Below are 15,946 nucleotides of genomic sequence, written 5' to 3'. Positions count from 1 at the left end.
AATATAGCAAATCGCTTAAGCTGTCAAAAAAATAAATCAGATTTTTAATAATCAATCCTAACGTGATAAATGCTGGCCAGCATCCGCTTAAATATATTTTTAATGGTTTCCAGGTCTTTCAGTGTTATGTTACTGTCATTCAACTGGTTTTGCTCAAGCTTGTACTTCACAATACGGTCAACCAGTATGCCTATAGATTCTTCATCTGGCTCTTTTAACGACCTCGAAGCAGCCTCTACCGAGTCGGCAAGCATTAAAACACCGGCCTCTTTTGAGAAAGGAATAGGCCCAGGATAGCGGAAAATATTCTCGTTGATGAATTTTTCGGGGAAATTTTTCAGGAACGACTGGTAAAAATAATCAACCCTGGTATTACCGTGATGGGTACGTATAAAGTCGATAACGATCTCGGGCAGGTTGGCTTTGCGTGCCATTTCGATACCCTTACTTACGTGGCGGATAATGATCTGGGCACTTTCCTCGTAAGGCAGTTTATCATGCGGGTTAAAGCCCGAACTTTGGTTCTCGATAAAAAACAAAGGATTCTCCATTTTACCAATATCGTGATACAAGGCCCCAGCCCTAACCAGCAGCGCATTACCGCCAATGGAGTAGATCGCGTTCTCGGCCAGGTTGGCTACCTGCAACGAGTGTTGGAAAGTACCTGGTGCGCTAAAGGCCATTTCGCGCAACAGGGGCGCGTTGGTATTGGTCAGCTCTATTAATGTGATGTCTGATGTGATGGCAAACACTTTCTCGAACAGATAAATAAGCGGATAAGCAAGTAAAGTAAGCAGTACGCTTACAGCAAAGGGTATAAAATCGATCCAGTCTATCGAATTAAAGGTGCCCTCGCGTATCAATGATATCCCCAGGAATGCTACAAAATAGGTAAACGTGATGATCAATGCCGATATCAGGAATTGCTCGCGGCGGATAAGGTTTTTGATGCTATAGATAGACACCATACCCGCGGTGATCTCAAAATAAGCGAATTCAAAGCTGTTAGGTACAAAAAAACCCGCTATAAGCACAACCAGCAAATGTATGTTTAATGCCAAACGGGTATCAAACAATATACGGATGATGATAGGCACTATACAATAGGGTATGTAGTAAAAATTTGGCAGCCCCAACTTTATAGCCAGCGACAAAGTAGCCAGCATGGCCGTTATAACCAGCAAAATCAGGCTCACCAAACGGTTATCATCATAAATATCCCGCCTAAACAAGTACAGGAACACCATTAATAAAGTGATGGTTATGCCTACCAGTAAAAACTGCCCTAATAAAACAAGGCTGCGGTTGCCATTGGTGCGGGCGTTATCTTCAAAGGCTTTTTTGTATGATGCCAGCTTCTGGTAAGCTTCATCGTTTATTACAGAGCCTTTACCTATTATAACATCTCCCTTTTGAACCATACCCCGGGTGATGGACAGGTTTTCGGTAACTTCCTTTTCTAAACGGGCGGTAAGGTTGGCATCATATATCAAGTTATTTTGCAACCTGTCCTGCACAACGTCAAGCAAAAAGGCCTTATCAAGGCCTGGTGATTTGCTTATCTCAAAATCGCAATAGGCAATGGCCCGTTCGCGGGTAAACAGGTCGGCGGTATTTTTATCGGTGGCAACATTAGCGCTTAAAATGGTAACCACGTAATTTTTGCCGCTTTGCTGGTATTTGGGGCTAAGCTTTAAAATACCCTTATCATAACATGTTTTTAAAATATCGTACCCGGTTTGCAGGTAGGCGTTTTTCTGTTTTTCGTTAAGACCAGCCGAGTGCCACTTTACTTCCAGGTCGGTTTTAAAACCCTCCTGCTGCTGCCGGCCCATATCATCATTTTTTTGATAGATGGGTGTTACAGCGGCCAGGGCGGCCTTTTGGTCGGCCTCTATTTCGTTATCGGTTTTAAGGATAGCGAAGTTGTAGGGCGATACCAGGTCTTTTTGGTTCCAGATCCTCCCCTTTTCGTATTCGTAACCAAACTTAGCTTGCTTGGGCAGGGCGTATACAATCACCGTTACGCTCGCCAGCATCATAAAAAACTTAACATTAAGGGCGTATTTACGCAGTAAGGCCTTTTGCCGGGACGATGATAGTTTTGCCATTAGCCGTGTTTATCCAATCAAAAATAATATAAGTTTCGGTTATCTGTTATTTTTCTTGCTTTTATCAAATCAAAGTTGATATCTTTATGATATCATTTTAAAATCAAACATTATCATGCAAACCGAAAAAGTTACCACAGCGCCATCAGGTTATTTAGCCTTTATTTTAGTACTTGTTCTTATTGGCGCAGCCGCAGCCGCCTTTTATTGGCAGCAGCCTGTTGTAGGCGCCATAATATGTGTAGTAAACTTTGTTTTTATTTTACCCGGCCTTGCCATAGTAAACCCCAACGAATCGAAGGTGCTTACCTTGTTTGGTAAATACCAGGGCACTGTTAAGCAAGATGGTTTTTTTTGGGTAAACCCTTTCACCGTTAAAAAGAAGGTATCGTTAAAGGCCTACAACCTGAACGGGCAGCAGCTAAAAGTAAACGACAGCGTAGGTAACCCCATTGAAATTGCCGCAGTAATTGTATGGCAGATAAAAGATACTGCTAAAGCCGTTTTCGCGGTAGAAAATTACCTTCAATATGTAAATATACAAAGCGAGGCTGCTGTGCGCCACCTGGCCAACTCCTTCCCTTATGACCATATTGAGGATGAAAACGCCAGTATTACCCTGCGCGGCGGATCTGAACAGGTTGGAATATTGCTGGTACAGGAGCTGAACGAACGCCTGGAACGCGCCGGCATCGAAGTTTTAGAAGCACGCATATCGCACCTGGCTTATGCGCCCGAGATAGCCCACGCCATGTTACAACGCCAACAGGCATCGGCTATTATATCGGCCCGCAGGTTGATAGTTGAGGGGGCTGTGGGTATGGTAGAAATGGCCCTGCAAAAAATGGAAGAGAAAAACATTATCGAGCTGGACGAGGAACGAAAGGCAGCTATGGTAAGTAACCTGCTGGTTGTGCTTTGCGGCGATAAAAGCGTATCGCCTATAGTTAATACGGGTACTTTATATCACTAAGATGATGAATCAACTAAAAAATTTCAACTTCATAAGTTCAAATGAATTGACAGTTGTAAAAACCTCTTTCATCAATTTTACTTATGAAATTAGGGATGAACAATATGCATATGCCCTAATTAGTGATCCTGACAAATTTATCGGGACATTAAATAATACATGGACTTTTGAAAAAGACAGTAGTTGGGATGGAAAGTTCACTAAGATATTAATTAAAAATATCACGGCTGAAAATGTTGGATTTTTCACATTTGAAGAAAACTCCAAAAACTTACTACTGGAAATGAACAATGGTTTTAAAGCAGAGCTTGTGAAAACTTCTTATTTAATGGGAATGAAATCGGATTATGTTTGGCGTAATGCGAGCTTTGGCGATATTTTAACTTTAAAAGAAAGCACCTGGAGCGGTAAAAAACCCATCAAAATAATTTTAAATGCCCCTTTAAGCAAGTCACCAACCGAAATGGAATTAATGTTATTATACGGAGTTGCTTATAGCTTAACCAACCGTTTCCGTTATATAAAACTTCCTTTAGGATTATATTAATAGCAATGAATGACTTAAGAAATGCCGACCAGCTCCGCACCAACGAACTTTTTATTGCAAGACATGGTTTCTGGAAACCGGAGTTTGAACTTACCGATGGGCAGTTTGTATATGCCAAACTCAGCTACCGATCTAACTTTAAGCGCGACGCCATTATTGAACTGCCGCAAAACAGCTGGACCATTAAACGTAAAGGATGGTTTAACCGTACCCTTTTGCTTAACCGAGGAGAGGACGAACCTGTAGGCAACTTAGTCCCCGAAATATGGAAAAGGGATTTTAACCTGTTGTTTGACACTGGTTTTGAAGCCACTTACCTGTGTAAAAAGTTGTTCTCCAAATCAATTACGCTAACCAACAGCCAATTAGGTGATATTTTACACATCACCCAAAAGCCTTTTGCAGTTAAACAACCTTTTACGGTAACTATAGCCCTGCTTAAAACACCTGAAAATATGCCGCCACTGCCATTGCTTATAATGATAGGGTTGCATGTGATAATGTTACGCCAGAAACAGGCTGCAGCACATTAATATTATGGCCGAAAAAAAAGCATTTGTATTAAGAATAAACCCTGATGTGCTAAAGGAGATCGAGACCTGGGGTGCTGATGAATTCCGCAGCACCAACGGACAGATAGAGTATTTGCTGCAGGAGGCTTTAAAGGCACGTAAGAAAACATCGCGCAAAAAAAAGGATTCATAATAAAATACTATGCATGCATAATATTTTTTAAATCTATCTTTATCTATGGGCAATAAATCCTAAATTTGCCCCACCATTATAAAAAGCATTTCTCGTATGAAAGAAGTATATATCGTATCGGCAACCCGTACCCCTATCGGCAGTTTTGGCGGTAGCCTGGCATCATTATCGGCTACGCAATTAGGCGCTGTAGTTATTAAATCGGCAATTGAAAAAGCGGGTTTACAACCGGCAGATGTGCAGGAAGTATATATGGGCAATGTGCTATCGGCTAATTTGGGCCAGGCACCTGCCACACAAGCGGCGATATTTGCCGGCTTACCTTACTTACCTGCAACTACAGTGAACAAAGTATGCGCATCTGGTATGAAAGCGATTATGCTGGCAGCCCAAAGTATAGCCAATGGCGATAACGATATTGTACTTGCCGGCGGTATGGAAAGCATGAGCAATGTACCCTACTACCTTGATAAAGCCCGAAACGGCTATCGTTTAGGCAACGGGCAAATTATAGATGGCCTGGTAAAAGACGGCCTTTGGGATGTATATAACGATTATCACATGGGTTCGGCAGCCGAGCTTTGCGCGGTTGACTGCAACGTAACCCGCGAGGAACAGGATGCCTTTGCAATAGAATCGTACAAACGTGCTCAGGCATCACAGGCGGGTGGCAAGTTTAAAGCCGAGATAACCCCTGTTGAATTAAAGGATAGAAAAGGTGAGGTTACTTTATTTGCTGATGACGAAGAACCGAATACGGTAAAATTCGATAAGATCCCTACCCTTAAGCCGGTGTTTAAAAAGGACGGCACGGTTACAGCCGCCAATGCTTCTACTTTAAATGATGGCGCAGCGGCTTTGGTACTAATGAGCAAGGAAAAAGCCGATGCGATGGGTATCAAACCTTTAGCCAAAGTAGTTTCTTTTGCCGATGCCCAGCAGGCACCCGAGTATTTTACCACAGCACCCGCGAAGGCCATCCCACTGGCCCTGCATAAAGCTGGCGTGTCTGCAGAGCAGATTGATTTCTTCGAGATAAACGAGGCTTTTTCAGTGGTATCTTTAGCCAACAATAAAATATTAAAGCTCGATGCTGCTAAAGTAAATATTAACGGTGGCGCGGTTGCAATCGGCCATCCGCTTGGTGCATCCGGTGCACGTATCATTGTAACGCTGATACATGTTTTACAGCAAAACGGCGGTAAACTTGGCGCTGCAGGTATCTGTAACGGCGGCGGTGGCGCCAGCGCAATGGTTATCGAAAACTTGTCGTAACATCAATATATCTTTTTAATAATTTAGCGGCGGGTAATACGTTATTATCTGCGATATCTTTATCTTAAAAATATTTGATGAGAGGTTTTCTTTCTGCACTTTTCCTGTTATTCATATCTACCGCATCTTTCGCGCAGCATTCCGACGGGAACAAGGACCTTAAGGACTTAGGTGTTTACCAGGATAGCCTTGCCGCACTTGGTAAAAAGTTTGTGAACCACCCCGATGAACTGGAGCGCAAAAATGCCAATTACCGGTTCATCCCCTTATTGGTTGCCGCTTTAAGGGTTCCTCATTCCTTCAATTTCCCGTTCGATTCGGTTAAAAGCATCAGCATTATTAACGCGCCCGATAACCGTTTCAGGATCTTAAGCTGGCATATAATGAACCAGGATGGCAGCTACCGCTTTTACGGCACCGTACAAATGAATACCGGCGGCAGCCTGCTGATGTACCCGCTCGAAGATTATTCGCCCTTCTTAAAAAACCCCGAAGACTCGGTAACCGATAGCCACAAATGGTATGGCGCACAATATTACAAAATAGTAAAAGTGGCAGCTTCAAAACCTTACTATGTTTTATTAGGCTGGAAAGGCAACACGGTAAAATCAACAAAAAAGGTGATCGAGGTGCTATCTTTCGACAGGAACGATAAGCTAAGCCTGGGCATGCCCGTGTTTGATGGCAACAAAAAAAACCGCAAACGCATCATTTTTGAGTACACCCGGCAGGCATCAATGCTTTTGCGTTACGTAGCCGATCAGCAGCTGATCGTATTTGACCACCTTGCCCCGCCCGACGATAAAATGAAGGACAGGCCCGAAACCTTTGGCCCCGACCTTACCTACGATGGTTACAAACTAAAAAACGGCAAATGGGTATTTGTAGAAAACCTTGACATGCGCAACATACCCCAGGAACAGGATGTAGATTATGTAGACCCAAAAGCACAGGCAATTAAAGACAGGGCATCCATCCCACTAAAGAAAAAAAATTAAAAACTTATTATCTGGTAGTAATCAAAACAAAGCGGGTATGCTTTGTAATAATTTCGGTATAAAATTTCGGATTAATTTAATTATAGTATTTTAGGCAAAAATAGTTCAGAAAAAGCATGGCAGAAAACCTACAAGCTACGGCTCCGTCAAAACCAAAATCCAGATTTCCAATGGCAGTCCCGTATATCATCGGGAACGAAGCTGCAGAGCGTTTTAGCTTTTATGGGATGCGGTCGGTGCTCACACTGTTTTTAGTGAACCAATTTTTTAACCCGGCAGATAACCCGGCATTAACCGACCAGGCCAACGCACATGCTAATAAGCTGCACCATTTATTTGTGATGGTAGCCTATGCGCTGCCCTTTGTAGGCGGCATGATAGCCGATTGGTTTACCGGCAAATACAAACTTATTTTATATGTATCGATAGTTTACTGCATAGGGCATTTAATGCTGGCCACGTTTGATGGCGGCCTCACCGGTTTCGAATTAGGTTTGCTGGTAGTTGCTGTTGGCGCCGGTGGTATCAAATCGTGCGTATCGGCCAACGTTGGCGATCAGTTTGATGCTACCAACCAGGACCTGCTTTCTAAAGTTTACGGTTGGTTCTATTTCAGCATTAACGCCGGTTCTATGATCTCTACCGTTGCAATTCCATGGACGTACGAGCACTTCGGCCCAAAATGGGCGTTCGGTATTCCGGGCCTGCTAATGGCGCTGGCTACCATCATATTTTTCTCGGGCCGTAAAAAATATGTGAAGGTTCCTCCGCAGGGCGTTAACCGTAACAACCTGGTATTTATAACCTGGTATGCGCTAACTCACTTAAGCCAGCGCAAACCGGGGCAAGCCATGCTCGATATTGCCAAAGGGGCTTACGATCCTGAACGCGTTGAGGGCGTAAAAGCTGTATATCGCGTTATGTCGGTATTCTTTTTTGCGCTTGCATTTTGGGCCGTTTGGGACCAGTGTTTATCTGAATGGACACTTTACGCCGAAAAAATGGACCGTGTAATTAACCTTGGCTTTACCAAATTCACTATATATCCTGGTCAGCTATCTACCTTCAACACCGTATTCCTGTTGTTATTCATTCCTTTCTTCAACTACGTGGTATATCCACGCCTTGATAAGATGGGGTTAAAAACAACGCCTCTTCGCAGGCTTGGTACTGGTTTGGTTTTAACGGCATTATCATTTGTGATAATTGGCGTTATCCACACCGATCTTGACCATGGTGGCTCGCCATCAATTTGGTGGCAGGTACTGGCATTTATGGTGCTTTCAGCGGCAGAAGTACTGGTATCTATCACCGGTTTGGAATACGCTTATACGCATTCGCCAAAATCAATGAAGAGTACCATGACGGGGATCTGGTTCCTGGTGGTATCATTCGGAAATTTGATAACTGCTATGGTTAACGGCGCAATAGAGAGCGGCGGCTGGTGGGCCAGGAATTTAAAAGGCGCCAATTACGAGTGGTTTTTTGTAGCATTTATATGTGTATTTATCATCGCGTTTTTAATCATCTCTCCGCGTCTTAAAGAACGAAATTATATTACCGACCCTGTTAGTATTAACCAGGTAGCTTCGGAAACCGAACGGTTGTAAACAAAATATTACTTTAAAAAAACAGGAAAGCACGCCACTTTCCTGTTTTTTATTTTAAAGCGGTATAAAATTAAATTATTTTAGCGCCGTTCATTACAAAACAAACAAACCAGCATCTACGTGCCTGATAGTATTATCATCATTCCTACTTATAACGAGAAGGAAAATATCGAGCGGATGATCCGAAAGGTGTTTACCCTTCCGCATGATTTCCACGTGCTTATTATTGACGATGGATCGCCGGATGGTACAGCGAATATTGTAAAGCAATTACAGCAGGAGTATGATGGTAAGCTTTTTATTGAAGAACGAACGGGCAAGCAAGGCTTAGGCACTGCCTATATCCACGGCTTTAAATGGGCTATAGCGCACCATTACGATTTTATTTTTGAGATGGATGCCGATTTCTCGCACAACCCCGACGACCTGCTGCGCCTGCGGCAAGCCTGTATCGATGGTGCCGATGCCGCCATTGGCTCAAGGTACATAAAAGGGGTAAATGTGGTTAACTGGCCCATGAGCCGGGTTTTAATGAGCTTTTTCGCATCGGTATATGTGCGTTTTATAACGGGCATTAATGTACAGGATGCAACCGCCGGCTTTATGTGTTACAAACGTAAAGTGCTGCAAACCCTTGATCTGGATAAGATAAAATTTGTAGGCTATGCTTTCCAGATAGAGATGAAATACACTTCCATAAAGCATGGATTTAAAGTAACCGAAGTACCCATCATATTTACCGACCGTACCGCCGGTACCTCTAAAATGTCGTCGGGCATCTTTAAGGAAGCATTTTTTGGCGTTATCCAGATGAAGATAAATAGCATTTTCAGGAAGTATCCGGAGGGGTGAGAAATTTCCAATTTCGGATGTTCAATTTCGAATTTATCCTATCGAAAGTCTGAATTTAGCTTAACTTTAACCTTTTCAAATCCGAAATTGAAAATTCGAAACGGCGCAGCCCTCAACATAGTTAATTCGAAATAAAAGCATGAACGAAAACCTTGATCCGGAAGCCGAACGCCTCTCTCCTGCCGAGCGTGATATAGAAAAAGTGCTGCGCCCACAGGTGTTTGAAGATTTTACCGGTCAGCATAAAATATTGGCAAACCTGCGCATATTTGTACAGGCTGCCCGCCAGCGCGGCGAAGCGCTGGACCACGTATTGCTGCACGGCCCTCCCGGATTGGGCAAAACCACCCTATCGCACATTATCGCCAACGAAATGGGGGTGGGTATCAAAATAACATCAGGCCCCGTGCTTGATAAACCCGGCGACCTTGCCGGCCTGCTCACCGGCCTGGAAACAGGCGACATACTTTTTATTGACGAGATTCACCGTTTAAGCCCCTTGGTAGAAGAATACCTGTACTCGGCCATGGAGGATTTTAAGATAGATATTATGCTGGAAAGCGGCCCTAATGCACGCTCGGTACAAATTTCGCTTAACCCATTCACCCTTGTGGGTGCCACCACCCGCTCGGGCTTGCTAACAGCGCCTTTGCGCGCCAGGTTTGGCATCAACAGCCGCTTAGAGTATTACGATGCTAAGCTGTTAACTACCATTGTGCTGCGCTCGGCCGCTATATTGCGTTCGCCCATTAGCGACGAAGGCGCTTACGAGATTGCCCGCCGCAGCCGTGGTACACCGCGTATAGCCAACGCCCTGCTGCGCCGTACCCGCGATTTTGCCCAGATAAAAGGCGATGGCAATATCGATACCGCCATTGCCAAATATGCCCTTAACGCCCTTAATGTTGATGAGCATGGTTTGGACGAGATGGACAACAAGATCCTATCAACCATTATTGATAAATTTAAAGGCGGCCCGGTAGGTTTAAAAACCATTGCTACCGCCGTGGGCGAAGAAGAAGGCACCATTGAGGAAGTGTACGAGCCATTTCTGATACAGGAGGGGTTTTTAATGCGCACCGCCCGTGGCCGCGAAGCTACCGAAAGCGCATATAAACACCTGGGCAAGATAAAACTGGGCGGTAATCCCTCCTTATTTTAAAACACTTAGCTATTCCATTTTTTTTGCTATGGTTAATTATTTGCAGATTAAGCAATTATGATGTGTCGTTATTACACATAGTGATACTTTTTTAACATTAAAACATTATTGGGTTGCAGTTGTAATATATTTTTTATTATTTGCCGACACCAATAACTACCTATGTCTGATTTGGTTTCACCTTGTGAAAAAGAGCTGCTCTTGAAGGTTGCCTGTGGGGACGAACACGCGTTTAGTGAATTGTTCAACATCCATCACCAGCTTTTAGGTACACATATTTACCGCATAACCGATTCTGTTGAACTGGCCGAGGAAATAGTACAGGATGTTTTCCTGAAGATTTGGATGAGCCGCGAAACACTTACAGCCGTACAAAATTTCAAGGCGTATTTATTTGTGATCTCTAAAAACCACGCGTTAAATTGCCTGCGTAAACTGGCTAAAGAACGCATACATCAAAAAACCATCGAGGATAATGTTGTTGCCCTGGCATATGAAGATAATGCCGGTACCGACGGCTATTACGGCTTATTAGACCAGGCCATTGACCACCTGCCGCCGCAGCAGCAAAAAGTTTATTTGCTAAGCCGCCACAGCCGTTTAAAATACGACGAGATAGCCAACCAGATGGGCCTGTCGCGCGAAACGGTGAAAAAATACCTGCAGGGCGCTACCCACTCTATTACCAGTTTTGTACAGTCGAATATCGATATTTCGGCAATGATCATACTGGCGTCGATATTTTTTTAAAAAAAATCACGAATCAATACCCCCTTTTTACCCGCCTTTGGTGTCATGTAATAAAAGCTCCCCGGCTTTTACACCTACCAATTTATTGAACAAACATTTAATGACTACATCCAGGCTAAGGTTGAGATACCTTTTTGATCGTTATTACAGTAAAACGGCTACCCCGCAGGAGCGCGACGAGTTGTTTGCTGCTATAAACGCCGGCGCAAGCGACGAAGAGCTTTCCCTGCTTATCCGCCAGGCCTGGGATGATCTTAAACCCGATACAAGGTTGTTCAGTACCGATAAAACAAGCGCCATACTCAAAAACATATTAGGCGCGGACGAAAACGGAAAACCCGTAAAAAAGCGCGGTAACATTATCCTTTGGACCAAAATAGCTACTGCCGCCATAGTATTGTTTTTTGTAGGCATAGGGTTTCATAAATTAATGCGCCAGCAAAATACTGTTCAGCATATAACAAAAACAAAGCCCATACTGCACGATGCCCAGCCTGGCGGTAATAAAGCGGTGCTTACCCTTGCAAACGGCAAAACCATCATATTAGATAACGCCCAAAACGGCACGCTGGCTAAACTGGGCGGCACATCCATCAAAAAAACAGCAAACGGCCAGCTGATATATGATGTATCTGCGCTTGCAGATGCAAACACGGTACCATCAATAAATACCATTACCACGCCGCGTGGCGGGCAGTACCAGGTTGTGTTGCCTGATGGCACAAAGGTTTGGCTAAACTCGGCATCATCGTTAAGCTTCCCTACCCGCTTTACCGGTACAACAAGGCAGGTTGAAATTACCGGCGAAGCGTACTTTGAGGTTACCAAAAACGCAGCCATGCCTTTCAGGGTAAAAACTAATAAAGCGCAAATAGAAGTTTTAGGCACCCACTTTAATGTAATGGCCTATGATGATGAAAGCACCATGAAAACCACCTTGCTGGAAGGCGCGGTAAACATCACCGCCGGCACGTTCAGCGCCAGGTTAAGGCCCGGCCAGCAGGCGCAGATAAAAGCATCGGGCCAAAGCAAAGTGGTTGACGATATAGACGTGGACGACGAAACCGCCTGGAAGAACGGCATTTTCCAGTTCAGGGAGGTGCATATTGACGCCATACTGCGCCAGGCCGCTCGCTGGTACGATGTTGATGTTACCTACAGCGGCAAAATACCTGATAAGGTATTCACAGGCCGGTTATCGCGCAATGTAAAAGCATCGGTGTTATTAGATATATTAAAGTACACAGGCATCAACCTGAAGATAGAAGGAAAGAAAATTATCGTTTTATAATAAAACAGCAAATAAGCCAAAAAACAATACCAATATATACATCAATTATTCACACTACAAAACTACCTATGATGAAAGAAATACACCCCGCAAGCTAAGCGCAATTGGCGGCCCCACTCTTATCGCAGCGTATAAGATAAGCATATAAAAAAACCGGGAAGTGTTTCGACCCACTTTCCCGGCAAATGCCTGGGTCCCATAATAATTGCAATTGACGAATTGAAACTTAATGTTTAACCCAAACACAACAAACTTATGAATTTTAATTCTAAGGCCACGCCTTTGGCGTGGTCTAAACTCTCCAAAATAATATTGGTTATGAAATTCACTGCCATTTTAATAATTGCAGCCCTTACCAATGTGAGCGCAAAAACATTCAGCCAAACTGTATCGTTGCGCCAAAAGAATGCTTCTGTTGAGAAAGTCCTGCGCCTGATAGAGAAACAAACCGGCTATCATTTTATGTATGATAAGCAGGATGTATCAAAGGCCGGCGGTATAAATATCGATGTTGATAATGTAACCATCGACCAGGCGCTTACCGAAGCCTTTAAAGACCAGCCCCTTACCTACAAAATTTTCCAGGAAACCATTGTAGTTAAAAAACGCGACGCCAACAACACCCCTATCGAGATAAAAGCTGTTGACATACAGGGTACTGTAAGCGATGCCAAAGGCCCGTTACCGGGTGTAAACGTTAAACTGAAAGGCACCACAACCGGCACAGCTACAGATGTTAACGGTAAGTATAAGCTAACCGTTCCCGAAGGCTCCGCCGTGCTGGTATTCAGCTTTATAGGCTATACCTCGCAGGAAGTCCCGATCAACAACCGCCAAACCATTGATGTGGTATTGGCCGAAGCGCCGCAAGCGCTGAACGAAGTGGTGGTGGTTGGTTACGGTACATCCAAACGTGTGGATCTAACCGGATCTGTGGGCAGCGTTGGCAGTAAGGCTTTGCAGGAAAGGCCGCAAACCAACCTGGAGCAGGAACTTGCCGGTAAAATTGCCGGTGTAAACGTATCCAGTAACTCGGGTGCACCGGGTGGTGCTACCAAAGTGCGTATCCGCGGTTATACATCGCTTAATGCAAGCACTAATCCCTTATACGTGGTTGATGGTGTTGTATGGACAGAAGGCGGTAACGCCATTAACCCTAACGATGTTGAATCAATCGATGTATTGAAGGATGCATCATCAACTGCTATTTATGGTACACGGGGTGCAAACGGTGTAATTTTGGTTACCACTAAACGTGGTGCAAAAGGCGGGGCCGGTACCGTTAGCTATGATAGCTACGTAAGCGTAAGTAAAATGGCTAAAAAGCTTGATGTGCTTAACGCAAAAGAATTTTTAGCTATCGAGGACCTGGGGTATGCCAACATCAAAAAGTACGACCCTACAGGCTGGGCCAATGGAGATTATGCTGATGACGACCCTAAAGTTATCCGTACAGCGTTAATCGGCAAACTATTCGATGCTAATTTGCAGCCGCTTTACGATGTAGACTGGCAGGACGCAACTACCCGCACCGCGGTTAGCCAAAACCACAATCTGTCTTTCACCGGGTCGGGCGAAAAAATGAACTACGGTTTCTTTTTAAACTATGCTGATGATCAGGGCATCATCCTAAACAGCTATTTAAAGCGATATAACGCGCGTTTAACTTTCGACAATCAAATTAAACCATGGTTAAAAGTTGGCGCAACATTAAACTATAACGCCCAGGAAGGCCGCGCGCAGGATAACGGTGTTGGCGGTAACAACATCCCGCGTATGTTGGTAGAAATGCCTTCTATTATCCCTATCCGTTACCCGGATGGCAGCTACGGCAAACGTACCGACTACCCTAACATGGAAGGCGGCGACAACCCGGTTGCGCAGGCCAACGAGATAACGCAACTATCAAAATTAAGGGTGTTTAGCGGTAATACTTATGCAAACATTAACATTTTGCCAAGTTTACAGTTTCGCAGTGTGCTGGGTGTTACTACATCTGCAAACTACTACCCTAACTCGCAAACAGGTTTAGTTGGTGGCGCAACCGCTAACCAGGATTATAGTTCGGCATCTATCAGCGAGGCCAATAATGTGTTTTGGCAATGGTCAAACTATTTTACATATGATAAAACCTTCGCAGGCATCCACAAAATAAACCTGGTAGCAGGTTTCGAGCGTCAAAACTTTAAACAAACAGGGTTTGGTGCATCAACCAGTACATTGTCTGATAATTTTTACAGCTTTTACAACCTTGGTGCCGGTCAAATCCCGGGCAGGCCAAGTTCTAATTATGATGCCTGGCAAATGCAATCGTTCTTCGCCCGTTTAAATTACAACTTAAAAGAAAAATATCTTTTAACCGTAACAGGCCGTCAGGATGGTTCATCGCGGTTGGGTAAAAACACTAAATATGGTTTCTTCCCCTCCGCCGCAATAGCCTGGAGAGCATCGCAGGAAGCATTTCTTAAGGATAACAAAACCATATCCGACCTTAAATTCAGGTTGAGCTACGGTTTAACCGGTAACACCGAAATTGGCGAGTACCGGTCGACTGCCAACATCGAAACCACGCCTTACGTATTTGGTGGCGCGCAAGCCATTGGCACCCGCCAAACATCTATCGGTAACGAGGACCTTGGATGGGAGAAAAACTCCGAGATCGATTTTGGTGTATCCTTGGGCTTATTTAATAATCGTATTAACATTGAAGCCGACGCGTTCCTGAAAAAAACCCAGGCGTTGTTGCTTAACTCTCCAATACCACAAACAAGCGGTTTTGGAAACGTGTTTAAGAACATTGGTAAATTGCAAAATAAGGGTATCGAACTTGGTATCAATACTACCAACATCAAAACCGAAAACTTTACCTGGAGTTCTAACTTCAATATCACATTCCTGAATACCAGGATCTTAGCGCTTGGCCAAAACAATGATGACATCTTTTTGGCTCCGGGCTTTTTATCAGACTTTAACCTGATGAGGGTTGGCCTGGCACCGGGTAGCTTTTATGGCTACACCGTATTAGGTACCTGGGGCACATCAGAAGCCGCACAAGCTGCTTCTTACAATAATCTTAAACCAGGCGACCTTAAAATAAAAGACACCAACGGCGATGGTAAGATCACTGCAGATGACCGCGAGGTGCTGGGCAAATCTACCCCGGATGGTTTTGGTACGTTTACAAACAACTTTCGCTATAAAGGCGTCGAGCTTGGTATCGAGTTACAGTTTAACTACGGTAACCAGATCATGAACTTAACCAAACACTCGGGCCAGGACCGCACAGGCCAGGCAAATAGCTATGCAACTGTACTGGATGCCTGGACACCTGAGCACCAAAACACCAGCATAGCCGAAACCCGCCCCGCTTATGTAGGTTATCAAACCGAGATCTATTCTACCAAGGTAGAGAACGGTAATTTCATCCGCGGCAGGTCTGTTACGTTAGGTTATAACTTTGCTGACAACATCTTGAAAAAGCTGAAAGTAAGCAGATTAAGGGTGTACGCGCAGGCGCAAAACCTGTTTATCATAACCAAATACACCGGTTACGATCCCGAAGTATCTACTTACAACGGTAGCAGCAACTTTACCCAGGGTATCCTGTTTTACGATTATCCAAAACCAAGAACATTCTTGCTTGGCTTAAACGTTAGTTTCTAATTAAACCAT

Annotated in this window: 13 protein-coding genes; 12 read left to right on the top strand and 1 reads right to left on the bottom strand. The window is 44.2% G+C overall.

Going from position 1 to position 15,946, the window contains the following annotated elements:
• Positions 1-44: 44 nt before the first annotated feature.
• Positions 45-2,111 carry an HD family phosphohydrolase gene (locus EWM62_RS06585; RefSeq protein ID WP_129875859.1) on the bottom strand — a complete coding sequence of 689 codons (2,067 nt, stop codon included), beginning with the start codon at positions 2,109-2,111 and terminating at the stop codon, positions 45-47.
• A 115-nt stretch (positions 2,112-2,226) separates the two neighbouring features.
• On the opposite strand from EWM62_RS06585, the gene EWM62_RS06580 reads away from it, so the two are divergent.
• From EWM62_RS06580 to EWM62_RS06525, 12 genes are all read left to right on the top strand, one after another.
• The gene (locus EWM62_RS06580) at positions 2,227-3,084 is read left to right on the top strand and encodes an SPFH domain-containing protein (protein WP_129875858.1); all 858 of its coding nucleotides are present in this window, start codon (positions 2,227-2,229) and stop codon (positions 3,082-3,084) included.
• A gap of 1 nt (position 3,085) precedes the next feature.
• Complete coding sequence (locus EWM62_RS06575) at positions 3,086-3,631, top strand: hypothetical protein (RefSeq protein WP_129875857.1); 546 nt, start codon at positions 3,086-3,088, stop codon at positions 3,629-3,631.
• Between the two features lie 5 nt (positions 3,632-3,636).
• Positions 3,637-4,164, top strand: a complete 528-nt coding sequence (locus EWM62_RS06570; RefSeq protein WP_129875856.1) for a hypothetical protein — start codon at positions 3,637-3,639, stop codon at positions 4,162-4,164.
• A gap of 4 nt (positions 4,165-4,168) precedes the next feature.
• Entirely contained in the window at positions 4,169-4,336 is a 168-nt protein-coding gene (locus EWM62_RS06565; RefSeq protein WP_129875855.1) for an Arc family DNA binding domain-containing protein, read from the top strand.
• Positions 4,337-4,432: 96 nt separating this feature from the next.
• Positions 4,433-5,611, top strand: coding sequence for an acetyl-CoA C-acyltransferase (locus EWM62_RS06560; protein WP_129875854.1), 1,179 nt, complete (start codon positions 4,433-4,435; stop codon positions 5,609-5,611).
• Positions 5,612-5,688: 77 nt separating this feature from the next.
• Positions 5,689-6,609: a hypothetical protein gene (locus EWM62_RS06555; protein ID WP_129875853.1), complete on the top strand. Its 921-nt coding sequence runs from the start codon at positions 5,689-5,691 to the stop codon at positions 6,607-6,609.
• Positions 6,610-6,779: 170 nt separating this feature from the next.
• On the top strand, positions 6,780-8,219 hold the full coding sequence (locus EWM62_RS06550) for a POT-type proton-dependent oligopeptide transporter (protein ID WP_238989291.1): 1,440 nt from the start codon (positions 6,780-6,782) through the stop codon (positions 8,217-8,219).
• 120 nt (positions 8,220-8,339) lie between these two features.
• Complete coding sequence (locus EWM62_RS06545; protein WP_129875851.1) at positions 8,340-9,071, top strand: polyprenol monophosphomannose synthase; 732 nt, start codon at positions 8,340-8,342, stop codon at positions 9,069-9,071.
• A 139-nt stretch (positions 9,072-9,210) separates the two neighbouring features.
• On the top strand, positions 9,211-10,233 hold the full coding sequence (ruvB, locus tag EWM62_RS06540) for a Holliday junction branch migration DNA helicase RuvB (RefSeq protein ID WP_129875850.1): 1,023 nt from the start codon (positions 9,211-9,213) through the stop codon (positions 10,231-10,233).
• A 162-nt stretch (positions 10,234-10,395) separates the two neighbouring features.
• A complete protein-coding gene (locus EWM62_RS06535) occupies positions 10,396-10,983 on the top strand; it encodes an RNA polymerase sigma factor (protein WP_129875849.1) in 588 nt (195 codons plus the stop codon).
• Positions 10,984-11,083: 100 nt separating this feature from the next.
• Positions 11,084-12,274 carry a FecR family protein gene (locus EWM62_RS06530; RefSeq protein WP_129875848.1) on the top strand — a complete coding sequence of 397 codons (1,191 nt, stop codon included), beginning with the start codon at positions 11,084-11,086 and terminating at the stop codon, positions 12,272-12,274.
• Positions 12,275-12,529: 255 nt separating this feature from the next.
• Complete coding sequence (locus EWM62_RS06525) at positions 12,530-15,937, top strand: TonB-dependent receptor (RefSeq protein WP_129875847.1); 3,408 nt, start codon at positions 12,530-12,532, stop codon at positions 15,935-15,937.
• The last annotated feature ends 9 nt before the right edge of the window (positions 15,938-15,946 follow it).

This window comes from Mucilaginibacter terrigena (genome assembly GCF_004168255.1).
GTDB lineage: Bacteria > Bacteroidota > Bacteroidia > Sphingobacteriales > Sphingobacteriaceae > Mucilaginibacter > Mucilaginibacter terrigena.
The sequence above is the reverse complement of the archived record's forward strand: the minus strand, read 5'-3'. Positions and strand labels throughout refer to the sequence as shown.

Excerpts from the sequence above, each read along its gene's own strand:
- EWM62_RS06560 (WP_129875854.1), top strand. The coding sequence starts at position 4,433 with ATGAAAGAAGTATATATCGTATCGGCAACCCGTACCCCTATCGGCAGT.
- EWM62_RS06565 (WP_129875855.1), top strand. The coding sequence starts at position 4,169 with ATGGCCGAAAAAAAAGCATTTGTATTAAGAATAAACCCTGATGTGCTA.
- EWM62_RS06555 (WP_129875853.1), top strand. The coding sequence starts at position 5,689 with ATGAGAGGTTTTCTTTCTGCACTTTTCCTGTTATTCATATCTACCGCA.
- EWM62_RS06580 (WP_129875858.1), top strand. The coding sequence starts at position 2,227 with ATGCAAACCGAAAAAGTTACCACAGCGCCATCAGGTTATTTAGCCTTT.
- ruvB (WP_129875850.1), top strand. The coding sequence starts at position 9,211 with ATGAACGAAAACCTTGATCCGGAAGCCGAACGCCTCTCTCCTGCCGAG.
- EWM62_RS06535 (WP_129875849.1), top strand. The coding sequence starts at position 10,396 with ATGTCTGATTTGGTTTCACCTTGTGAAAAAGAGCTGCTCTTGAAGGTT.
- EWM62_RS06525 (WP_129875847.1), top strand. The coding sequence starts at position 12,530 with ATGAATTTTAATTCTAAGGCCACGCCTTTGGCGTGGTCTAAACTCTCC.
- EWM62_RS06585 (WP_129875859.1), bottom strand. The coding sequence starts at position 2,111 with ATGGCAAAACTATCATCGTCCCGGCAAAAGGCCTTACTGCGTAAATAC.
- EWM62_RS06570 (WP_129875856.1), top strand. The coding sequence starts at position 3,637 with ATGAATGACTTAAGAAATGCCGACCAGCTCCGCACCAACGAACTTTTT.
- EWM62_RS06575 (WP_129875857.1), top strand. The coding sequence starts at position 3,086 with ATGATGAATCAACTAAAAAATTTCAACTTCATAAGTTCAAATGAATTG.
- EWM62_RS06530 (WP_129875848.1), top strand. The coding sequence starts at position 11,084 with ATGACTACATCCAGGCTAAGGTTGAGATACCTTTTTGATCGTTATTAC.
- EWM62_RS06550 (WP_238989291.1), top strand. The coding sequence starts at position 6,780 with ATGGCAGTCCCGTATATCATCGGGAACGAAGCTGCAGAGCGTTTTAGC.